General features: G+C 65.0%; 21 protein-coding genes. 12 read left to right on the forward strand and 9 right to left on the reverse strand.

Annotated features, from left to right (window positions below):
- Window positions 1-59: 59 nt before the first annotated feature.
- The 3 genes from ACZI8W_RS10950 to ACZI8W_RS10960 form a co-directional block, all read right to left on the reverse strand.
- Window positions 60-1,466, reverse strand: a complete 1,407-nt coding sequence (locus ACZI8W_RS10950) for an amino acid permease (RefSeq protein ID WP_463368518.1) — start codon at window positions 1,464-1,466, stop codon at window positions 60-62.
- A complete protein-coding gene (locus ACZI8W_RS10955; protein ID WP_463368519.1) occupies window positions 1,459-2,712 on the reverse strand; it encodes a Glu/Leu/Phe/Val dehydrogenase dimerization domain-containing protein in 1,254 nt (417 codons plus the stop codon). The genes ACZI8W_RS10950 and ACZI8W_RS10955 overlap by 8 nt, the downstream gene beginning before the upstream one ends.
- Before the next feature lie 141 nt (window positions 2,713-2,853).
- Complete coding sequence (locus ACZI8W_RS10960; RefSeq protein WP_463368520.1) at window positions 2,854-3,363, reverse strand: Lrp/AsnC family transcriptional regulator; 510 nt, start codon at window positions 3,361-3,363, stop codon at window positions 2,854-2,856.
- A 186-nt stretch (window positions 3,364-3,549) separates the two neighbouring features.
- Here ACZI8W_RS10960 and hppD point away from each other — a divergent pair, with 186 nt between their 5' ends.
- Both hppD and ACZI8W_RS10970 read left to right on the forward strand, forming a co-directional pair.
- The gene (gene hppD / locus ACZI8W_RS10965; RefSeq protein ID WP_463368521.1) at window positions 3,550-4,755 is read left to right on the forward strand and encodes a 4-hydroxyphenylpyruvate dioxygenase; all 1,206 of its coding nucleotides are present in this window, start codon (window positions 3,550-3,552) and stop codon (window positions 4,753-4,755) included.
- A 68-nt stretch (window positions 4,756-4,823) separates the two neighbouring features.
- Window positions 4,824-5,465: a maleylpyruvate isomerase family mycothiol-dependent enzyme gene (locus ACZI8W_RS10970; protein ID WP_463368522.1), complete on the forward strand. Its 642-nt coding sequence runs from the start codon at window positions 4,824-4,826 to the stop codon at window positions 5,463-5,465.
- 14 nt (window positions 5,466-5,479) lie between these two features.
- Here ACZI8W_RS10970 and ACZI8W_RS10975 read toward each other — a convergent pair whose 3' ends face one another.
- Entirely contained in the window at window positions 5,480-5,923 is a 444-nt protein-coding gene (locus ACZI8W_RS10975; RefSeq protein WP_463368523.1) for an SRPBCC family protein, read from the reverse strand.
- A gap of 155 nt (window positions 5,924-6,078) precedes the next feature.
- Here ACZI8W_RS10975 and ACZI8W_RS10980 point away from each other — a divergent pair, with 155 nt between their 5' ends.
- The 8 genes from ACZI8W_RS10980 to ACZI8W_RS11015 all read left to right on the forward strand — a co-directional run bounded on the left by ACZI8W_RS10980 (window position 6,079) and on the right by ACZI8W_RS11015 (window position 12,891).
- On the forward strand, window positions 6,079-7,206 hold the full coding sequence (locus tag ACZI8W_RS10980; protein WP_463368524.1) for an NDMA-dependent alcohol dehydrogenase: 1,128 nt from the start codon (window positions 6,079-6,081) through the stop codon (window positions 7,204-7,206).
- 35 nt (window positions 7,207-7,241) lie between these two features.
- The gene (locus ACZI8W_RS10985; RefSeq protein WP_463368525.1) at window positions 7,242-7,868 is read left to right on the forward strand and encodes a TetR-type transcription factor C-terminal domain-containing protein; all 627 of its coding nucleotides are present in this window, start codon (window positions 7,242-7,244) and stop codon (window positions 7,866-7,868) included.
- Between the two features lie 87 nt (window positions 7,869-7,955).
- Entirely contained in the window at window positions 7,956-9,173 is a 1,218-nt protein-coding gene (locus ACZI8W_RS10990; RefSeq protein WP_463368526.1) for an acyl-CoA dehydrogenase family protein, read from the forward strand.
- A gap of 2 nt (window positions 9,174-9,175) precedes the next feature.
- Window positions 9,176-10,201 carry a phosphotransferase family protein gene (locus ACZI8W_RS10995; protein WP_463368604.1) on the forward strand — a complete coding sequence of 342 codons (1,026 nt, stop codon included), beginning with the start codon at window positions 9,176-9,178 and terminating at the stop codon, window positions 10,199-10,201.
- 198 nt (window positions 10,202-10,399) lie between these two features.
- Window positions 10,400-10,903 carry a methylated-DNA--[protein]-cysteine S-methyltransferase gene (locus tag ACZI8W_RS11000; protein ID WP_463368527.1) on the forward strand — a complete coding sequence of 168 codons (504 nt, stop codon included), beginning with the start codon at window positions 10,400-10,402 and terminating at the stop codon, window positions 10,901-10,903.
- Window positions 10,884-11,414, forward strand: a complete 531-nt coding sequence (locus ACZI8W_RS11005; protein ID WP_463368528.1) for an RNA polymerase sigma factor — start codon at window positions 10,884-10,886, stop codon at window positions 11,412-11,414. The genes ACZI8W_RS11000 and ACZI8W_RS11005 overlap by 20 nt, the downstream gene beginning before the upstream one ends.
- Window positions 11,411-11,998, forward strand: a complete 588-nt coding sequence (locus ACZI8W_RS11010; protein ID WP_463368529.1) for a methylated-DNA--[protein]-cysteine S-methyltransferase — start codon at window positions 11,411-11,413, stop codon at window positions 11,996-11,998. The genes ACZI8W_RS11005 and ACZI8W_RS11010 overlap by 4 nt, the downstream gene beginning before the upstream one ends.
- Window positions 11,995-12,891, forward strand: coding sequence for a DNA-3-methyladenine glycosylase family protein (locus tag ACZI8W_RS11015; RefSeq protein ID WP_463368530.1), 897 nt, complete (start codon window positions 11,995-11,997; stop codon window positions 12,889-12,891). Before ACZI8W_RS11010 ends, ACZI8W_RS11015 begins: the two co-directional genes overlap by 4 nt.
- Here the strand turns inward: ACZI8W_RS11015 and ACZI8W_RS11020 are convergent.
- The 5 genes from ACZI8W_RS11020 to ACZI8W_RS11040 all read right to left on the reverse strand — a co-directional run bounded on the left by ACZI8W_RS11020 (window position 12,843) and on the right by ACZI8W_RS11040 (window position 19,325).
- A complete protein-coding gene (locus ACZI8W_RS11020) occupies window positions 12,843-14,429 on the reverse strand; it encodes a bifunctional 3'-5' exonuclease/DNA polymerase (protein WP_463368531.1) in 1,587 nt (528 codons plus the stop codon). The genes ACZI8W_RS11015 and ACZI8W_RS11020 overlap by 49 nt on opposite strands.
- Before the next feature lie 151 nt (window positions 14,430-14,580).
- On the reverse strand, window positions 14,581-16,056 hold the full coding sequence (locus ACZI8W_RS11025; RefSeq protein WP_463368532.1) for an MFS transporter: 1,476 nt from the start codon (window positions 16,054-16,056) through the stop codon (window positions 14,581-14,583).
- A 37-nt stretch (window positions 16,057-16,093) separates the two neighbouring features.
- On the reverse strand, window positions 16,094-17,011 hold the full coding sequence (locus tag ACZI8W_RS11030) for a TauD/TfdA dioxygenase family protein (protein WP_463368605.1): 918 nt from the start codon (window positions 17,009-17,011) through the stop codon (window positions 16,094-16,096).
- 29 nt (window positions 17,012-17,040) lie between these two features.
- Complete coding sequence (locus ACZI8W_RS11035; RefSeq protein WP_463368533.1) at window positions 17,041-17,676, reverse strand: TetR family transcriptional regulator; 636 nt, start codon at window positions 17,674-17,676, stop codon at window positions 17,041-17,043.
- 290 nt (window positions 17,677-17,966) lie between these two features.
- Window positions 17,967-19,325 (reverse strand): YhgE/Pip domain-containing protein, encoded by a 1,359-nt coding sequence (locus tag ACZI8W_RS11040; protein WP_463368534.1) that lies wholly within the window; start codon window positions 19,323-19,325, stop codon window positions 17,967-17,969.
- Window positions 19,326-19,471: 146 nt separating this feature from the next.
- Here ACZI8W_RS11040 and ACZI8W_RS11045 point away from each other — a divergent pair, with 146 nt between their 5' ends.
- Together ACZI8W_RS11045 and ACZI8W_RS11050 are read left to right on the forward strand one after the other, a co-directional pair.
- Entirely contained in the window at window positions 19,472-20,065 is a 594-nt protein-coding gene (locus ACZI8W_RS11045) for a DUF4178 domain-containing protein (RefSeq protein ID WP_463368535.1), read from the forward strand.
- Window positions 20,062-20,568 (forward strand): DUF2617 family protein, encoded by a 507-nt coding sequence (locus ACZI8W_RS11050; protein ID WP_463368536.1) that lies wholly within the window; start codon window positions 20,062-20,064, stop codon window positions 20,566-20,568. Before ACZI8W_RS11045 ends, ACZI8W_RS11050 begins: the two co-directional genes overlap by 4 nt.
- Window positions 20,569-20,571 lie beyond the last annotated feature (3 nt).

Genomic DNA, 20,571 nt, shown 5'->3' on the forward strand with positions numbered 1-20,571 from the left:
ACTCCCGGTACCCCGCGACGATGTCGACGACCAGTGGTGGCGTCGAACTGCGGCGATCACTACCGCATGCCAACGTCGCGATTCCGGCGGCGGTGGAGCACGGTGCACGTACCGGCGATGGCGGCGGTGAGAGCGCCGGTCGCGAGCAGTTGGGTGCGGGCGGCGCTGTCGAACAGGGCCAGCACCACGATCCCAGCGAGCAATCCGAGCGTTGCGTACGACAGGTACGGAAAGCCCCACATCTTCAGCGGAAGCGCGTCCTCGGTGCCGTCACGCCGAGCCCGACGACGCAACACCATGTGCGACAGGGCCACGAACGTCCACAGCACGAGGATCGTGGAGCCGACGGCGTTGAGCAGGAGCGGCAGCACCTTGTCGGGGTAGGCGTAGTTCAGCCCGACAGTGACGAATCCGAACGCCACCGACGCGAGCACCGCATTGCGGGGGACGCCGTTCTTCGAGGTGTGCCCGAACGCGGGATGCGCCGAGCCCCGGTGCGACAGCGAAAAGATCATCCGCGACGCACTGAACAGCATCGCGTTGAGCGACGACAGCAGAGCCACCACCACGATCACCGTCATCACCGCGGCCGCACCCGGCACCGCGCCGGCCTGCAGCACTGCGACGAACGGTCCCGTGGCGAGGTCTTCCGATGTCCACGGCAGGATCGTCACCATCACGAGCACGGAACCGATGTAGAACACCAGGATCCGCCAAACGAGGGTGCGTACCGCGCGGCCGACGTTGCGGCGCGGATCGGAGGTTTCGGCAGCGGCGATCGCGATGATCTCGGTGCCGCCGAACGCGAAGACCACGATCAGGAGCCCTGCGGCGATGCCGGCGATACCGGTGGGTGCGAAACCGCCGTGCGCCGTGAGGTTGGCAAAACCGGTGGTGTCGAAGGTGGGCATCCAGCCCGCGATCATGGCGATACCGATCGCGAGGAAGGCCACGATCGCCGTGATCTTGATTGCGGCGAACCAGAATTCGACCTCACCGAAGCGCTTCACTCCCACGAGGTTCACGCCGGTGAGCACGACCATGTAGAACAACGCCGACGCCCACTGCGGGATGTGCGGCATCGCCACCGCGGTGATCGCTGCAGCGCCGGTTGCTTCGGCAGCGATCACGATGATGACCTGTATCCAATACAGCCAGCCGATCGTCCGGCCCGCGACCGGTCCCAGCGCCGCTTCGGTGTGCGTGGAGAACGCACCGCTGGCCGGGTTCGCCGCCGCCATCTCGCCCATCATCCGCATGATGAACACCACGAGCACAGCCGCGACCAGGAAGGAGACCAGGATGGCCGGGCCTGCGACCGCGATCCCCGCACCGGACCCGACGAACAGGCCCGCACCGATCGCGCCGCCGAGGCTCATCATGACGAGCTGGCGCGGCTTCATCGCGCGGTGAAGTCCCGCAGGTTCGGCGGTGGTGGGAGGCGCGGCTACCAGGGTGTCAGTCATCTGTGCGCTCCCCTGCAGGGACGAGTTGGTCGAGGGCGATCTCGAACGCTGTTGCGGCGAGGCCCGTGCTCTCGGATGAGTGGCCGTGGCAGCGTCGCAGCGCGGTCGCGATGGTGTCGGAGACGTCGCCGAAGATCGCCGCGTCGGACACCTCGACCTCGCCCTCCATGAGCTGGGCGAACGCGCGCGCCATGCCGCAATTGGCGATGAAATCGGGGATGACGGCGACAGACTTGTCGGCGTGTTCGTAGGTCGGGCCGTAGAAGATCTCGTCGTCGGCGAATGGCACATTGGCGCCGCTCGCGATCACCTCGAGCCCCACGGTAACCATCCGGTCGACCTGCTCTCGGGTCACAAGCCGGCTCGCCGCGCAGGGGAGGAAAATCTCGGCGCCGAGATCCCAGATCTTCTCGTTCACCTCGGCGAAGGGAAGCATGCGGTCGCTGCGCAGCGCGTTGCCGTTGCGCGTGAGCAGCAGGGTGCGAATCTCCTCGAAGGACAAACCCTCGGGCTCGAGGATTCCACCGTCGCGGTCGATGATACCCACGATCTGTGCACCGGCCTGCGCAAGATAGTAGGCAGCCGCGGCACCCACGTTGCCCCAACCCTGGACGACGACGCGCTTACCCGTGAGATCGTTTCCGGAGTAGAGGCTTTGGTGGTGACGTACCGATTCGGCGACGCCCCATCCGGTAATCAGGTCGGCGACGGTGTATTTCGAGTCGACGGCCGGGGTGAACCGGGAATCCTCGACGACTTTCGCAACGCCGAGCCGCAATTGACCGACACGCTGGATGCGCTCGCGTTCATCATTGCCGAAATGTCCTGTGACAACGCCCTCCTGCGGATGCCACAGGCCGTTCGCCTCGGTGATCGGGACCACCTCGGCGATCTCGTCGACATTGAGGTCGCCACCGGTGCCGTAGTAGGCGCGCAGCAGCGGTGCGACAGCGGCGAACCAGCGCTGGAGGACGTCGTCCTTGCGAGGGTCGGAGGGGTCGAAATCGATGCCGGATTTGGCGCCACCGATGGCTGGTCCGGATACGGTGAACTTGATCTCCATGGTCTTCGCGAGGGATTCGACCTCACGGCGGTCGAGGCCGCGTCGCATGCGGGTGCCGCCGCCAGCGGCACCACCGCGCAACGAGTTGATGACGACCCAGCCGCGGGCGGTGGTGTCGGTGTCATGCCACTCGAAGACGATCTCGGGGGCCTTGTCTTCGAACTTCGTCAGCAGGTTCTTCATGGGAGAGAACTGTGACGGCAGTAACAATCTGCCCGCAACTGCGGTTCAGGTAACTATGCACGGTGAGGAGGTTCGGTTGAGTGTCAGTGGAGTTTTCTGTGCAATTCGTCCAGTTGCGTTGGTTCCCGCTGATGAATCAGGTCAACGTCGATATGCAGGGGCCTTCGCTGATCGTTCGGGTTCGAGGGTGCGGAGCAGTGGCAGTGCGCGGTAGTGCACCACCTCCGACAGCACCATGACGCTCGTCGACCGGGCGACGATCGACGAGCGGTTCAATTCGATGAGGGTCTGCTGCAACCCGATATGCGAATCTGCACCGATGCGGCACAGGATGTCGCCGGCGCCGGTTGTGGCGAACGCTTCGAGCACCCCGGGGATCGCTTCGAGTACTTCGGTCACTGCTTCGAGTGCGCCTTGAACGATCTCCATCGTCACGAATGCCTGAACCTCGAAACCTGCTGCAGACAAATTGATTCTGGGTTCGTACCCGGCGATGACGCCGGTGTCCTCGAGTCGTTTGATGCGGGCTGAGACCGTGGCGCGCGCGACCGTCAATCGACGTGACAGTTCGAGGGCGCCGATCTTCGGTTCGGCGTGCAGGGCCTCGAGAAGCGCGAAATCCAACTCGTCCAGTTGTGCGGGCTCACGCATGGTGGGTACCTCCCATCGAGGCGGAAATTCTAGACCGATTGTATAGCTGAACCCGGCTCCTTCTCTGAATTCGAGCCAACTCGACCAGCTGGGGAAGTCGATGTTGCGTGACCTCGTTCAGGGGGTTCTCCTGGTGATACACGACACATCGACCGGTGCCGCTGACGGCGGCAGGAGGTTCACGACATGACACTCGAATACACCCTCACCGACAGCGAGAAGCTCGCCCAGCTCGACGCCGACGAACTGCATCGACTCATCGGCCTCGTCGAATACGACAGTGACAGCGATCCGTTCCCGGTGAGCGGCTGGGACGCCGTCGTGTGGGTGGTGGGCAACGCGACCCAGACCGCCCACTACTTCCAGTCCGTCTACGGAATGGAACTCGTCGCGTACTGCGGCCCGAACACCGGGAACCGCGACCATCACGCGTACGTATTGCGCAGTGGTGCTGTGCGATTCGTGATCAAGGGCGCAGTCGACCCGAACAGTGCGTTGATCGAGCATCATCGACTGCACGGTGACGGCGTCGTCGACATCGCGCTGCAGGTGCCCGACGTCGACAAGTGCATCGAACATGCCCGCCTGCAGGGCGCGACGATTCTCGAAGAGCCTCGCGATGTCGCCGACGAGCACGGCACCGTGCGTACCGCGGCGATCGCGACATACGGCGACACTCGGCACACGCTCGTCGACCGGTCGCGCTACACCGGGCCCTACCTGCCCGGATACGTCTCACGCACGTCCACGTTCCGTAAGCGTGACGGTGCCCCGAAACGGTTGTTCCAGGCGCTTGATCACGTGGTCGGCAACGTCGAACTCGGCCGGATGGACGAATGGGTCGGCTTCTACAACCGCGTCATGGGGTTCACCAACATGGCGGAGTTCGTCGGCGACGACATCGCCACCGACTACTCGGCACTCATGAGCAAGGTGGTGTGCAACGGCAACCACCGCGTGAAGTTCCCGCTCAACGAGCCGGCGATCGCCAAGAAGCGGTCGCAGATCGACGAGTATCTCGATTTCTACCAGGGGCCGGGCGCACAGCATCTTGCGTTGGCGACCAACGACATTCTCTCTACCGTCGATCAGTTGCGCGACGAAGGTGTCGAGTTCCTTGCGACGCCGGATGCGTACTACCAGGATCCCGAGCTGCGTGCGCGGATCGGCGAGGTGCGCGTGCCGATCGAGGAACTCGAGAAGCGGGGCATCCTCGTCGATCGGGACGAGGACGGTTACCTGCTGCAGATCTTCACCAAGCCGATCGGCGACCGGCCGACAGTGTTCTTCGAACTCATCGAACGCCACGGATCGCTGGGCTTCGGGAAGGGGAACTTCAAGGCGCTGTTCGAAGCTATCGAGCGGGAGCAGGAGGCGCGCGGCAACTTCTGATTGTGCGATGAGTTCGTCGCGTCGGACGGGTCAGCCCTGGCAGGAACTCCGAGTGAAGGGACCGACCGATGCCGAAGTCTGCACAGCCGAAATCTGCACACCCTTACGTTGCTGGGGAACGGCGAGATCTCCTCGACGTGCTCGACCGGCTCGACGAGAGGCAGTGGGACACCGCGTCGCTGTGCGAGGGGTGGAGGATCCGAGAGGTGCTCGCTCACACCACCACAGCGTTTCGTTACAGCATTCCAAGGCTCGCGCTCGCCATGGTGAAGGCGCGGGGCGACATCAACCGCGCGTCCGACGCGTGCGCCCGCGCCGACACACGCGCATTGTCCGACGCGGAGCTGCTGGACAGTCTGCGGATGAATGTCGAGCATCCGTGGCATCCGCCGGGCGATGGACCGGAGGGGACGCTGTTCCACGAAGTGATCCATGGCCTCGACATGACCGTCGCGCTCGGGATCGACCGCACCGTGCCACGCGAGCGAATCGAGATGATGATCGGATCGTTGAAGCCCAAGGCCATCGACTTCTTCGGTGCCGACCTGACGGGTGTTCGGTTGCAGGCCGATGATCACGACTGGTCGTACGGCACCGGTTCCACCGTCACCGGATCGGCGCAGCATCTCCTCTTGGTCTTGACCGGCCGGATCCTGCCGGCGGGTTTGTTGTCGGGGGAGCAGAGTGGACGGTTCACCGCAGGGGTATGAGCCGTCCGCTGGGGTCAGGCGAACTGCGTGAGTTGTGCGCGCAGCGCCTCCTCGGTGTGTCGTACGGCCGTGCCTACGATGGGCTCGATGAGCTTGCCGAGGGCACGGCCGGCGAGACCTCCGGGAAGTTCGTAACCGAAGACGACGTCCAGGCGTGCCTGCCCGTCGTCGAGTTCGGTGAACCTCCACGAAGATGACGTCCGGAATCCCGAGATCGACGACAACACGATCGCCTTGCTGTGTTCCCACTCGACGATCTCGACTCGGGAATCGAGGTTCTTCGGGCCTACCCGCATGGTGGCATCGAACGTCGCGCCGAGGCCTTGGATCTGTGCTCCGACCGGCTCGAATCTGACGACGCCGAACATCCAGTCGGGGACGGTGCGGTGGTCGTCGATGTAGTCGAACGCGACATCGACGGGAACCTCCGCGACGGCGGTGTGGTGGATTTCGATCATGGCGGGCGGGTTCCCTTCAAGACTTGTGTCTGTTACGAACAGTATCCGTTACTTTCTGGCGCTGGAAGGGACGCGGACGAATTTCTCCCCGAACTATCGGAAAACCTGTTTCACTCTCCGAAGGATCACGTGGTTCCCATCACTCAGGAGGCTCGGTGAAGATAAAAGCGGCAGTCATCAAGGGTGTAGACCGGCCGTGGGAGATCGAGGAGATCGATCTCGGCGATCCGGTGGCGGGTGAGGTGCAGGTCAAGCTCGCGGCGTCGGGTCTGTGCCACTCCGACGAGCACCTACGGACCGGGGCCTCGCCGCTGCCGTCGTTCCCCGCGCTCGGCGGCCACGAGGGCGCTGGCGTGGTGACCAAGGTCGGACCGGGTGTGATCAGCGTGGAGGAGGGTGACCACGTCGTTCTCGCGTTCATCCCGGCATGCGGGCGATGCCGCTCGTGCGCGAAGGGGCTGCAGAACATCTGCGACGAGGGCGCGGGCCTCCTCACCGGAAAAGCTATCTCTGACAAGACCAATCGCGTGACGCTGAACGGTGAACCGGTTATCCAGATGTGCCTGCTCGGAACGTTTGCTCCGTATGTCACGGTCAACGAAGCCTCCGTCATCAAGATCGAGAAAGATATCCCGCTCGACAAGGCCGCGCTCCTCGGTTGTGGTGTCGCGACCGGTTGGGGATCGGCGACGGCAATCGGCGGAACCAAGGTCGGTGACGCGGTGGTGGTCATCGGTGTCGGTGGCGTCGGCATCAATTCCGTGCAGGGCGCTGCCCACGCAGGTGCGCGCTTCGTGATCGCGATCGACCCCGTCGAATTCAAACGGGACAAGGCGAAGGAGTTCGGCGCGACACACACGTTCGCGTCGCTCGAGGAAGCTGCGCCCGTGATCCGTGAGATCACCTGGGGTGCAATGGCCGACGTCACGATCATCACCGTCGGTGAGATCCACGGCGACATGATCGCGCCGGCGCTCGCGGTGACGGCGAAGGGCGGCCAGGTGGTGGTCGTCGGTATGGGCAACGCGCGGGACACCGACGTCACTATGAGCCTGTTCGAGCTCACGCTGTTGCAGAAGCGAGTACAGGGCGCGATCTTCGGCGGTGTCGGGCCGCGTTCGCAGATCCCGAAGCTGCTCGAGCTGTACCGCAACAACCAGCTCGACCTCGACGGCCTCGTCACCAAGACCTACAAACTCGAGGACATCAACGAGGGCTATGCCGACATGCTTGCCGGCAAGAACTTGCGCGGTGTCATCGTCTACGGCGACGACGACTACTGAATCTGTGGGGATGACCATCCTTTACCGTGATGTCCATGGACGCGCGTGAGGATCAGGTCTCCGGAGACGCCGGGTCGTGGCGGCACTACGGCCCGGTGTCGTTGCCGAAACCCCTGGCTGCGGCACTCGACGCGTTCGCCGAGCGAGGCTACGACGGCACGTCGATCCGGGAGGTCGCCGCACGCGCGGGGCTCTCTGTCCCCGGTCTCTATCATCATTACCCGTCGAAGCAGGCGCTTCTGGTGTCGTTGACGACGGCCGTCATGAACGAGCTGCTGGACCGCAGTCGGCGTGCCCTCGAAGAAGCCGGCCCGGCCCCGTCCGAGCGGTTCGATGCGGTGGTGGAGTCGCTGCTGCGATTCCACATGTTCCGCCGCGACCAGGCATTTGTCGCATCCACGGAGATGCGCAGTATGGAACCGGGCAACCGCGAGGCCTACGTTGCGTTGCGCGACGCACAGCAACGGATGCTCGACGAGATCGTCGAGGCCGGAGTCGAGTCGGGCGAGTTCACCACGCCGTTTCCCAAGGACGCGGGTCGTGCTGTGGCCACTATGTGTATCGGAGTGGCCGATTGGTATCGCCCGGACGGCACGCTCACGCCCGATGAACTCGTCGAGCGGAATCTCGCGATTGCACGTAGTGCGGTCGGAGCGCGCTGAATCCTGGTTCCTTGACCGAACCGCCACTGGTGTGTCACCGTATCCAGAACCGAGCGATCGATCGGTCGGTGTGGAGAGGGAGTGATCATGGCAGTCGATCTGTCGTATTCGGATCAGGTAACCGGCCTGGTCGCGAAGACCGAAGCATTCATCCGCGACCACGTGTTGCCCATCGAGGACGAGCACAGCGGTGACATCACTGCGGCCGGGGGCGACGCCGTCCGCACCGACCTGCAGAAAGCCGCGAAGGACGCCGGTGTCTTCGCACCCCACGCCCCAATCGAGTACGGCGGACACGGTCTCGACATGTCCGACCGCGCACCAGTCTTCGAAGCGGCCGGCTACTCGCTCTTCGGCCCGACCGCGCTGAACATCGCCGCACCCGACGAGGGTAACGTGCATATGCTCGCGCACATCGCGAGCGACGAGCAGAAACAACAATTCCTCGCACCGCTCGCAGCGGGTGACGTGCGTTCCGCGTTCGCGATGACCGAACCCGCCCCCGGCGCCGGGGCCGACCCCAACGCCCTCAACACGCGCGCCGAGAAGGTGTCGGGTGGTTGGAAGATAAACGGCTGCAAGCATTTCATCACCGGAGCCGATGGCGCGGGATTCTTCATCATCATGGCCCGCACCTCCGGTGAACCCGGTCAGCGTGGCGGCGCCACCATGTTCCTGGCCCCGGCGGATACCCCGGGCCTGACTGTGGGCAGACATATCTCCACCCTCGACAAGTCGATGCTCGGCGGTCACTGCGAGGTGGCATTCGAGGATCTGATCGTGCCGGACTCCGCTGTGCTCGGGGAGGTCGACCAGGGCTTTGCCTACGCGCAGGTCCGCCTGGGCCCCGCCCGCATGACCCACGTGATGCGTTGGCTCGGGGCTGCCCGCCGCGGTCACGACACCGCCGTCGGCTACGTCGCTGAGCGTGAGGGCTTCGGTTCCAAGCTCGGTGACCTCGGTATGATCCAGAAGATGGTCGCCGACAACGAGATCGACATCGCCGCCACCCGCGCTCTACTCACGCAGGCATGTTGGGAGCTCGATCAGGGCTCGCACGCCGCCAACGCCACGTCCATCGCCAAGACGTTCGCCGCTGAGGCGATCTTCCGGATCGTCGACCGGTCGGTGCAGATGTGCGGTGGTCTCGGCGTGTCCGAGGACCTTCCGCTCGCGCGCCTCTCGCGTGAGGTGCGTCCGTTCCGCGTCTACGACGGACCGTCCGAGGTGCACCGCTGGGCCATCGCCAAGCGCACCGTCGGCGCCGCTCGTAAGGCTGCTGCAGCGAAGGCGGCCCGGTCGTGACCGTGGTCGAGCACGAGGGCCTGGATCTTCCTGCTCTCCAGCGTTTCCTGTCGGAATCCGGAGTCGATCTCGACGGTGAGCTCCGCGCGGAACTCATCTCCGGCGGCAAATCGAACCTCACCTACCGGATCTTCGACGACACGTCGAAATGGGTGCTCCGCCGTCCGCCCACTGCGGGTCTGACACCCTCCGCACACGATGTGGCCCGAGAATTCCGCATCACCTCGGCGCTGCAGGACAGCGGAGTCCCGGTTGCGCGGACGGTCGCGCTGTGCGAAGACGACGCAGTGATGGGTGCGCCGTTCACCGTCGTCGAGCATGTCGACGGTCGTGTCATCCGGAGCAAGGACGACCTCGACACCCTCTGCGACAACGAGATCAACGACTGCATCGAGGAACTCGTCCGCATCATCGCAGCACTGCACAACGTCGACTTTGCTGCGGTCGGGCTCGGTGAACTCGGTCGACCCGACGGGTACGTCACGCGGCAGGTCAAGCTGTGGGCCGGCCAGTGGGGTCGAGTCAAGACCCGGGAACTTCCCGACCTCGAGCGCCTCCATGCGACCCTCGCCGACGCGATTCCCGAATCACCCGCGCCGTCGATCGTGCACGGCGACTACCGGATCGACAACACCATCCTCGATACGAATGATGCGAGCAAAATTGCCGCAGTGGTGGATTGGGAGCTGTCCACGCTCGGTGATCCGCTCACCGATCTCGCGTTGATGTGCGTCTACCGGCACCCGGCGCTCGACGATGTGCTCGGCTTCCCGGCCGCGTGGACAAGCTCCCGGCTGCCGGCCGATCGCGACCTCGTTCAGCGCTACGCCGTGGCCTCCGGTCGCGAGATCGCACACTGGGACTTCTACATGGGTCTCGCGTATTTCAAGCTCGCCGTGATTGCCGAAGGGATCAACCACCGGTGGCGCGTCGGCGCGACCATAGGCGGCGGGTTCGACAAAGCAGGAGAATCGGTTCCGGCGCTCGTCGCAGCCGGACTGGAGGCAGTGAAGGGAGCGTCTTCGTGACGGTGAGTGCGCCCTTGTGACCGGTCTCCTTTGTGAGCGAATGGCTCACTCGTCTCGGGGTCGAGCCGAGTGTGCCATTCGCTCATCTGAGGTGGGGGTGCAGGGGTGAGGTGTGGGAAGGAAGGGGCAACCTCACATTTTCGCCGTCCCGTGCGTCTACCTCATGTAGACCTTGTACCGGATGGAAGGATCGAAGCCGTGACCGCATCACATACCCACACCGTGGTCGACTCGCCGATCGGCGAGCTGACCCTCGTGAACACCGATGGCACGCTGTCGGGCCTGTACATGGCCGATCACCACCCGGCACCTGATCACGACAGCTTCGGGCCGCAGACCACCGAGGGCTTCGAGGTCGCCGGTGAGCAGATTCGCGAGTACTTCGATGGCACACGGACGACGTTCACGATCCCGCTCGCGCCGGTTGGCACTGCTTTCCAGCACGCCGTGTGGGCCGCTCTCCGAGGCATCGAGTTCGGAACCACGTCGACGTATGGGGAGGTCGCGGTCGCGATCGGCCGGCCCACCGCGGTCCGGGCTGTCGCCGCTGCCAACGCGCGGAATCCGCTGAGCATCGTGGTGCCGTGTCATCGCGTCATCGGTAGCGGCGGCCGGCTCACCGGGTATGCCGGGGGAGTCGAGCGTAAACAGTTTCTCCTCGAGCAGGAGGCGCGGATCGCCCATGCCCCCACGCCGGCCTGATGCGCATCTGCCACCGTTCGAGCGGGTCGTCGCCGACCACGGCCCGACGGTCCTGCGGGTGTGCCGCGCCATGCTCAGCGCCGCCGACGCCGACGACGCGTGGTCGGAGACGTTCCTCGCTGCTCTGCGTGCCTATCCGGATCTGAAGCCGGGTGCCAACATCGAGGCGTGGCTCGTGACCATCGCGCATCGCAAAGCGATCGACGTCCACCGTGTGCACGGGCGAACACCGGTACCCACCGAGGTGCTGCCCGAGCGCGTATCGGCCACCGACCTTCCCGGCACCGGCGACGACGAACTGTGGGGCGAGGTCGCGGCACTGCCGTTTACCCAGCGGGCCGCGCTCGTCTACCACTACCTCGGCGGATTGCCGTACTCGGAGATCGGTGAACTCCTCGGCAACACCACAGAAGCCGCGCGCCGCGCCGCCTCCGACGGACGTGCAGCGTTGCGTCGTCGCTACAGCACAGAGGCAGGTCGCTACAGCGCAGAGAGAGGGAGCGTGCAATGACTTTTCCGATGCCACCGGTCTCGACGCCCGACCTCGCATGGCTCCATCAGCGACTCACGATCGATGCCGAAGCTGCCGGCCTCCTCGACGTCGCGTACCGAATCCTCGACACCCCCGTCGGGCCGCTGCTGCTCGCGGCGACCGAAGCGGGACTCGTGAGGGTGGCGTATGTCGCCGACAGCCTTGACGACGTGTTCCACGAACTCACCGCGCGGATCAGTCCTCGGATCCTCGAAGCCCCCGCACGGCTCGACACTGCGGCAGCTCAGCTCGATGAATACTTCGAGGGTGCGCGATCGTCGTTCGATCTTCCTCTCGATCTCAGGCTCGCGACCGGATTCCGTCGCGACGTGATCACGCGGCTGCCCGATATTGCCTACGGGCATACGGCCAGCTACGCGGAGGTCGCGGCGGCGGCAGGCAGCCCCCGGGCGGTCCGCGCTGTGGGTACGGCGTGCGCGAAAAACCCTATTCCGGTGGTTATTCCGTGCCATCGGGTGGTGCGCAGCGACGGCGGGATCGGGCAGTACGTGGGGGGAGTCGACGCGAAACGGATCCTGCTGAGTCTCGAGACCGCGGCATGACCACCCTGCGATTGCCGTTGACGCCGCCGTTTGCTGCGTCGGCGATGCTCGACGCGCTGCGGAGTCACACCGTTGCAGGGCACGAGCGGCACGACGCGGAGACACGCACCCACAGCCGGGCGGTCCGGGGACGCGGAGGTCCCGCGGTCGTGACGGTCACGTTCGAGAGCGATCCGAATGCCGCGCACATCACTGCGCGGATCGATGCTACCGATGACCGAGATGTGCCCGAACTCGAACGGAGCATCCGTGCCTGGCTCGATCTCGATGCCGACCCGATTGCGATCGACGAGGCGCTGGGCGCCGACCCATTGCTCGCAGCGTTGGTGTCGGCGCGGCCTGGTCTGCGTGTGCTCGGGGCCACCGACTGGTTCACCACCGCCGTGCAGACCGTACTCGGGCAACAGGTGAACCTCGCGGCGGCCTCGACGTTCACGTCGAGACTCATTGCAGCATACGGTGAGCCAGGGCCTGAGGGGTTGCGGTGTTTCCCGACGCCGCAGCGTCTCGCGGTGGTGGATCCGGCCGAACTGAAGGCGACTGTGCGGGTCACGGGTGCGCGCTCCCGCACGGTGCACGCACTCGCGACTGCCGCGGCCGACGGGCTCGCCGCGGAGGCGACCATCGATTTCCGAGCAGAACTTCTGGCCCTACCGGGAATCGGGTCGTGGACGGTTGACTATTTGGCGCTGCGTGCACTCGGCGACCGTGACGCGTACCCCTCCGGCGACCTGGTGCTACGCCGAGCGTTGGGCGGTACCACTGCCGCTGAGGCGACCGCACGTGCTGAAGCATGGCGGCCGTGGCGCGCCTACGCCGTGTCGCACCTGTGGGCCCACACGGCCTACGCCCCGTCCCCGGCAGCAACGTCGTCACCCGACTCCTCGGCGTAGCAGGTGCGGATCGATGTCGACATGGGAAACCTGACATCGGTCGAGCCGAACATCAACCGGGTTGCCGCCTCGGCCGCCGCTTCGATGTGGGCGACCGCGGCATCGGCATTGCGGGTGTGCACCACCACCTCGTCGTGCTGGAAGAACACCAGTTCGCCATCACGACCATCCGGTGCCGCCGAGAGCCGGCGGCGAAGCTCGGCCAGCACGCACAATGCCCATTCCGCGGCCGTGGCCTGGACGACGAAATTGCGGGTGAATCGTCCGCGGACACGCACATCCCCGTGCGAGAGAAATTCAGGTTCGGGTGGGGGACAGGCACGCCCGAGCCATGAATGCACCACCTCGCCACGCTCTCCGGTGCGGGCTGCACGCTCGACGAATTCGACTGCGTCGGGAAAACTCCTCCGCAACACCGTCAGCAGCCCCCGGGAATCACCGGACGTTGCGCCGTACAGCACGCCGAGCACCGCGACCTTCGCTTTCGCTCGGTCGCCACCAAATGCTGCCGCCGCGACCGGTGCGTACAGGTCGTCCTTGCCTGCGGCCGCGACCATGCGCGGATCTCCCGACATGGCGGCGAGGATCCGAGGTTCGAGTTGCCCGGCGTCGGCGATGACGAAGGTGTGCCCGGGGTCGGCGAGCACGCTCGACCGCAACGCTTTGGGGATCTGCAGAGCACCACCACCGCGGCTCGCCCACCTCCCTGAGACGACCGCACCCGGCACATAGACGGGGCGGAAACGGTTGTCGTGGACCCATGTGTCGAGCCAGCTCCAACCGTTGGTGCTGTACAGCTTCGACAGGTCGCGGTGCCTCAACAACAACGGCACTGCGGGGTGGTCGAGTTCGCGCAGCACGTGCTTGCGTGTCGACGACAGCTCGATGCCCTCGCGGCGGAAGGCGTCGAGCACTTCGACGTGTGATGCCGGGTTCACGGGCCGGCCGAACACGGCCTGAATCTCTGCGATCACCTCGGCGATCCGAGAGGGAGGTTCGTAGCCGAGCGGACGACGACCGAGGGTGCGCTCCAGCAAGTTGCGGTGTGCGTCGGCCGAGAAAGGCAGCCCGACGAACCCCATTTCGGCGGCGGCGAGGGTCCCCGCAGATTCTGCGGCCAAAAGCAGATCGAGACGGCGATCGGTGGCCGTGCGCCGACGTTGCTCGGCGAATCGCTCGATCACGGTGGCGATGTCGACGCCGGGCGCCGCGTCGAACAGCCCCGGGCGTTCATCCACCGGATCCTCGACGGGATCCGCCGGGATCCCATCGCGCGTATTCAGGATTACGGCGGTAGTCGCCAGATCATGGCACCGCTGCACCCGCACACCAGCGCGTAACAAGTCCGGGTAGACGGTTGCGGTGGAGGTCCACACCCATCGTGGGCCGCGAGAGGATTCGAGTTCCGACACAGTCGCGGCGAGATCGCGATACTCGCGGGTGTCGCTCACTGGGACGCCGGCGTCGTCGATCAGGGCGATGCTGCCGCCGCGCACGGCTCCGCTTTCGGAGGGGTGAGGAACGACGACGGCACGCATCCGTCCAGGGTACGGATCGCGAGGAATCCCGGCGCTTCAGATCCGGAAGGAACCCGACCGACCGGTCATGTCCGACCGGAACAGTGCTAACTCGGAAGAGCCGGTTTCCGAGGGTATGACCCTGGGAATATTCTGTCCACCACAGGATTTGCTAGGGGTGTACCGAAACGGTTCCCGTCGGCTCGGCGGTGCTGTTCGAATTCACTTCAACAGCCTGCTGAAGTCCGCCTTGCGCGGGGGTTCGTCCGTGCCTCATGATCAGCACGACGACCAGTCCGACGGCGCCGACCAGCGCGGCGAAAAGATAGCCACGGGTGATCGCTTCGTCGGCGTAGAGCACCGCGTGGGTCTGCGGATTCACCGCGAGGACGTGATTCGACATCACCACACCGGTCAGGGTGGTGGCAATGCCGCCAGCCAGCAAGGCGCCCATCCCGCCGATCGTGTTGCCCACACCGCCCTGCGACGCCGGCAGCGCGTCCTGAATGAGGTTCGCGTTCGACGACTGCAGGAAGCCGACCGCAAAGCCGGCGGTGACACTCATGATCGCGACCTGCCACTGCAGCGTGAACAGACGTGAGCCGAGAAACATGACGCCCAGGAACAGGATCGCCGCGGCGAGCAATACATACCGCGCACCGATCCGCCTGGAGAGGAAGCCGCCGAGTGGTCCCATGAACATTGCGACGATACCCAGTGGGCAGATCCAGATGGCCAACTCGATGGCCGACAAGCCTGAGCCGTAGCTGACCCCCGGAAGTCCGGCGGGTGTCTGCAGCATCGTCGGAACCATGAGCGCATGAGCGTTCATCATGTACGAGACACACGAGACAGCCAGAATGGTGGTCCCGAACTTGCTGCCCAGCAGCACCTTCAGATCGATCAATGGATTCGGGGTGATGCGCTGCCGCCACACGAACGCGACCAGCATAGCCACGCCGCCGCCCAGCACTGCCAGGGTGGACGCGGACGTCCATCCCCACTGGCTTCCCTTCGACACACCGACGAGCACGATCGCGATTCCCGGGCCCAGCAGGGCGGTGCCCACGTAGTCCACCGGCCGATCGACGCGCACCGGGCTCTCCGGAACGGTCAGGGCATAGAGCGGCAGCAGGGCCACCACGTAGATCGCCATGAACCAGAAGATTCCCCGGAATCCCGGACCGTCGATCAGCCAGCCCGCGATGAACGGACTTGCGATGGCAGACATGCCGATTCCGGTGACAACGATGCCGAGGGCAACGGGCACGAAGTCACGCGGGATGATGTCGCGAACGAGTCCGTAGGAGATCGCCACGACGCCCACCAGTGAACCTTGGAGCAGGCGTCCGACCAGCAGCACCGGAAGGGTCGTGGACAGGGCACACACGACGCTGCCCACGGCGAACACCGCCGCCAGCGAGATGATGACCCGCTTCTTTCCCCATTTGTCGGATGCTTTGCCCACGAGCGGGCTGACCGTGGCGCCGGCGAGTGTCACGATCGAGACGACCCATGCGATGTCGAGGGTCTGAAACTCGGGGGCCATGTGCGGCAGTGCGGGTAGCACCATGAGGATTTCGAATGTGGCCATCTCCGACAACAGGACGATGAGTGCGAGGACTGCGGCTATCCGTCCACGGGACATCGAAACAGACTGGTAGTTCATTCTTCTCCCATCTGTCCTATTCCGCACTGACGCCGACTGGTCTGTCGCCGACGATCGAGATGCGGTCCATCACCCGACGGGCGGGGTAGTAGTCGCTGGATGCGTAGTGTTGGCACGCACGGTTGTCCCAGAAGGCAATGGTGTTCTTCTGCCAGCGCAACCGCACCTGAAGTTCGGGGCGCATCGCGTGGCGGTAGAGCAGGCGCAGCAGTTCGTTCGACTCGTCCTCCGTGACGCCGAGGATGCGTTGCGTGAAAGCGACGTTGACGAACAGCACCCGCCGGCCGGTCTCGGGGATCACCCGCACGACAGGGTGCGTCACCGGGGGGAAGTGGGGGCGTAGCGCATTCACTGCGTCGTCCGGCATTCCGGACCCGAAGGAAACGATCCAGTCGTGCTCCGCTTCCAGGTGGTCGATTCTCGTCTTGATGTCGTCGGGTAGCAGGTCATAGGCCGCGCCCATGTCTGCCCACAGAGTGTCCCCACCTACCGGTGGGATCTCGACGGCACGCAGAACTGCCGCGAATGAGGGCAATTCGTGCCATGTGACGTCGTTGTGCCAGATGTTCTCGGCACCGACTGCGGTTGCATCCTTCGCGAGTGTTGTGACGTCGACGTCGGATTGTCCCGGCTGGGTGTACTTGAAGAACGGGTGCTGTTCGAGTTCGCCCCATCGTGCGGCGAAGGCGCGATGATCGGCGCGCTCGATGTGCTGGTCCCGGAAGAACAGCACTTTCCATTCGAGGAGGGCTCGGCGGATTTCGGCCATCATGTCGTCGGTGAGATCGCCGCCGAGTCGGATTCCGGCGATTTCGGCCCCGATCGTCGGGGTCTGCGGTTCGAGCGAAAACAGTTCGTACGGGCGATCTTCGACGCCGACTGCGGTCCGTGGGGCAACGAGGGGGCCGAAGCATGCAAGCGGGTCGGTCGGCATGGGCACGGCTTTTGCGGGAAGTGCATAGGTCACGGGGTGGCTCCTAGAAATTCGGTGGTGGCCGCAGAAATGGGGGCAGCGAGCATTGCGGCGCAGGTGTCGACGAGATCCGAGACGATGGCAGCGGTCCGTGCGGGAGTGCGTTCGACGCCTTCTCGTGCGGCCAGGGTGGTCATGCTGAACATGACGACATTGTCGGTACGCCACGCCGCGACCTCGCCGGGAACCGGGCAGAGGTCGATCAGTAATTGGTGTGTACGCCTGTATGTTTCGGCCCTCAGGTGCTTTTGTACAAGGTGCGCGAGAGCGGGGTCGAACATCGTCTGAACCAGGAAGCGTGCGTACCGACTTCCGGGCCTGCCGACTGTCTCGGCTGCGAGTGGCCGGATGAGAGCCTCTACCGCCTGACGGACCGTCGAAGGGGTGCCGAGCCGCTCCATCTCGACGAGCAGTTCCTGCCGACGGGCGTCGACGCGCGACATGCGGAGCTCGACGACGGCCTCGAGGAGGCCCTCACGGGAACCGAAGTGATACTTCGCCGCCGACTTGTTGGACTGATCGGCGGCGATCTGGACGTCCTTGAGCGTCAGCGCGGGCATTCCCCGTTCCCCAACGAGCCGTTCGGCCGCCTCGATCATTGCCAGCCGGGGTGTGGTCTCTGTCACGTCGACGAGATTAAGGCTGTAGCCTTACCTCGTCAATACCCCGCGTAGACCCACTCGAGAAGGGCCTGTGTTTGGGCGGTATCAGGGATCGATGTCGGCGGCCACCATCTACGTCGGCGGGTCCGGGAACGGAAGAAGCACCCGCTGCGGGCCGGATACAGACCGTCCCAGCGCACGGGAGAGTCCGGTTTCGGCCGGCGCGGACATCACCGCCGTCGAGATCGATGCGGACCGATCGGTAGATGCGACGGAACGAGTGCGTGCACAAGAGCGGAGCTCGTTCCCCATGTTCAGGGGCTGGTAGGCGGCTCTCCCCTCTCGGAAACGGACACTGTGTCGAGCGCCAGCAATTCGGTGGAGCGATGGAATCCCCGACGGTCGTACAGCCACGTCACGATCGCACCGAGCGCCACGCCGACACCGAGCCCGACGAACGTCATCGCGACTCCGTGCGTCAGTCCTGCGGCGCCGTGGCCGTCGAAGTAGAGGATCGCGCGGGTCGCGATGTAGATCTGGTGCATCGGCTCGAACGTCGACAGCCACTCGAACACCTTGGGCATCGCCTCGATCGGGACCGTGCCACCGGACGACGGTAGCCCGAGCACGATGAAGAGGAACAGGTTCACGAGTAGACCTGCGGATCCGAACACGGACATCACCGACACCGAGGTGATGCCCACCGCACTGATCGCGAGTGCCCCGTACTCCCACATCAGCAGGGCGTGCGGAACAGGCATACCGAGGGCCGTGCCGATCCACAGATACAGCGCCGACACGATCAGTGACAGCACGACGATGATTCCCCACTTGATGAACAACACCGTCAAACGGGACATACGGGTGGTCTCTTTGCTGATGTAGAGCGGGCCGTACTCGGTGGGGATGAACCCGAGAGCGGTGTCGACGAGGGTGTTGACGATTGTGGCGCCGGTGAATCCCGCGAGGATCAGCAGCAGCGTGAAGTAGAACGCGGACAGGCCGGCGCCGGTGCCGTCGGGCAGCGGCTTGTGCTCGACGTTCAGGACGTTGATCGGCTCCTGGAGCGTGAGCAGACTTCCTCCCGACAACTGCAGGTCGGGTGCGGTCTCGGCGAGGGTGTCCGCGACCTGGGTGGTGAGCTGTTCCCCAACCGTGTCGTTGACCTGGGCCATAGCGGTGTCGCTGATCATGTCGACGATGCCGCTCGCGAACGTTCCCGTCCGGGGATTCGAGTAGACAGTGATGATCGGCTTTTCGATGTCGCCGGGTACCACGCTGCCCTGCGCGAGAATCGAGGTGCGTTTGGTGAAGTCGCTGGGGATCACGATCGCGCCGTACAAGGATCCGTTGTCGAGACCGGAGTTGGCCGCCGAGATGCCCATCTCCTGCATGTCGATCTCTGCCGGATCGATGCCGTCCAGGATCGCGGTGGTGATCTCGGTTCCGAGGTTCCGCGGTTCGTCGTCGCCGGGCATGACGTCGCCGACATCCTGGTTGACGATCGCCATGGGGAATTCGCGCAGATTGTCCGCCGGACTGACCATACTCGCGAGGTAGAAGTAGCCGAGCGCAGACATCACTGCAGTGACGACGACCAGCGGCGCGAGCCAGAATCGGGGCCCCCGCAGCGTCGTGCGATGGGGATCGGTGGGGGTACCTGTTGAACTCACCCATTGATTGTGCACACCTGTGTGCGAATTTGTGCCGGATGGGCGCGACGGAGTGCTCGAGCGCACGGCGGCCGGACGGCTGGGGCGGGGCTCACGCCGGCCGGTAATGTCGATCCACGGAACTGCTGTCGACCTGGGGTGCCTCGATGATCGAAGTCCTGCTTGTCCTGCTGATCGTTGTTGTCGTCGTGGCCGTCGTCGTCGTGGTGATCCGCACCCGCAAGCCATCTGCGCCGCCAGCCAGAGTCGATCCGCTCGCCGACTATCCGGAGGTGTGGGATCCGTACACGATCGGTGTCGGCGACATCATCACGTACGCGGGCATCGACCATGTAGTGCGCGGCACGCTGCACCTCGACGAGGAGGGCTATCGCTGGCAGGAGCACCTGCTCGACGGGTCGACCGGCCGTCGCTGGCTCACCGTCGAGAACGACGAGGGTGAACTCGAGATGACCCTCTGGATGCGGCGGGAGGGCACCGGCCTGGAGCCGGGGGGTGATGTCGTCCTGGACGACCGCGTGCACCGTCAGCTCGAAGCGGGCACTGCCGGATTCACCGCGGAAGGAACGACCGGGACGGCTCCGAGCGGCACCATGGACTACGCCGACTATGCGACCGCGGATCGCACCGGTCTGATCGCGTTCGAGCGGTGGTCGCGCGGCGGGTCGTGGGAAGTGTCGACGGGACGTGCGGTCACGCGCAGTGAGCTGACCGTCATCCACGCGGGGCCCGCGGAATGAGTCTGCACGTGCTCGACATCGCTCCGCGTGATGTCTCCGCTCAGGCGCTGGGGCTTGTCCTCGATGCGCCCGCACCCACGCCGTTGGTGTACGAGCAGTTGACCGATTCCGTCGTAGGCATACTTACCCTCGGTGTGCTGGGGGCATCGCACGTGGTCACCGCCGAATCGGGAGAACATACTCTCACTGAACAGGTTTCGTGCGACGCCGTAGGTGTGGGTGGTCGCCTGCTGCCCGATCGTGAAGACCGCGGCGGTTACCGGTTCCGGAGCCGTGCCACCACGGTGCCGCGCGACGAACTGGCGCGCCGAGCAAAGGAACTCCGCGACACGGCGTCGTCCGGGCGCGGATGGTTGTGCGCGGGATTCCCGGGGAACGACGACGCGCTCACCGCGCTGACCGGCGCGGCCGACTCCGGTGAATGGCATTGGCGTACCTGGCATCTCTACCCGTGCACCGACTCGGGTGTGATCGTGGAGACCGAGAGCCGGTGGTGCCCGTGAGAC

The sequence above is a fragment of the Rhodococcus ruitaii genome (assembly GCF_055230935.1).

Excerpts from the sequence above, each read along its gene's own strand:
- ACZI8W_RS11005 (WP_463368528.1), top strand. The coding sequence starts at position 10,884 with ATGCCCCCACGCCGGCCTGATGCGCATCTGCCACCGTTCGAGCGGGTC.
- ACZI8W_RS10950 (WP_463368518.1), bottom strand. The coding sequence starts at position 1,466 with ATGACTGACACCCTGGTAGCCGCGCCTCCCACCACCGCCGAACCTGCG.
- ACZI8W_RS10960 (WP_463368520.1), bottom strand. The coding sequence starts at position 3,363 with ATGCGTGAGCCCGCACAACTGGACGAGTTGGATTTCGCGCTTCTCGAG.
- ACZI8W_RS10975 (WP_463368523.1), bottom strand. The coding sequence starts at position 5,923 with ATGATCGAAATCCACCACACCGCCGTCGCGGAGGTTCCCGTCGATGTC.
- ACZI8W_RS11045 (WP_463368535.1), top strand. The coding sequence starts at position 19,472 with ATGATCGAAGTCCTGCTTGTCCTGCTGATCGTTGTTGTCGTCGTGGCC.
- ACZI8W_RS11010 (WP_463368529.1), top strand. The coding sequence starts at position 11,411 with ATGACTTTTCCGATGCCACCGGTCTCGACGCCCGACCTCGCATGGCTC.
- ACZI8W_RS11020 (WP_463368531.1), bottom strand. The coding sequence starts at position 14,429 with ATGCGTGCCGTCGTCGTTCCTCACCCCTCCGAAAGCGGAGCCGTGCGC.
- hppD (WP_463368521.1), top strand. The coding sequence starts at position 3,550 with ATGACACTCGAATACACCCTCACCGACAGCGAGAAGCTCGCCCAGCTC.
- ACZI8W_RS10990 (WP_463368526.1), top strand. The coding sequence starts at position 7,956 with ATGGCAGTCGATCTGTCGTATTCGGATCAGGTAACCGGCCTGGTCGCG.
- ACZI8W_RS11030 (WP_463368605.1), bottom strand. The coding sequence starts at position 17,011 with ATGCCGACCGACCCGCTTGCATGCTTCGGCCCCCTCGTTGCCCCACGG.
- ACZI8W_RS10985 (WP_463368525.1), top strand. The coding sequence starts at position 7,242 with ATGGACGCGCGTGAGGATCAGGTCTCCGGAGACGCCGGGTCGTGGCGG.
- ACZI8W_RS11015 (WP_463368530.1), top strand. The coding sequence starts at position 11,995 with ATGACCACCCTGCGATTGCCGTTGACGCCGCCGTTTGCTGCGTCGGCG.
- ACZI8W_RS11050 (WP_463368536.1), top strand. The coding sequence starts at position 20,062 with ATGAGTCTGCACGTGCTCGACATCGCTCCGCGTGATGTCTCCGCTCAG.
- ACZI8W_RS10970 (WP_463368522.1), top strand. The coding sequence starts at position 4,824 with ATGCCGAAGTCTGCACAGCCGAAATCTGCACACCCTTACGTTGCTGGG.
- ACZI8W_RS10955 (WP_463368519.1), bottom strand. The coding sequence starts at position 2,712 with ATGAAGAACCTGCTGACGAAGTTCGAAGACAAGGCCCCCGAGATCGTC.
- ACZI8W_RS11025 (WP_463368532.1), bottom strand. The coding sequence starts at position 16,056 with ATGTCCCGTGGACGGATAGCCGCAGTCCTCGCACTCATCGTCCTGTTG.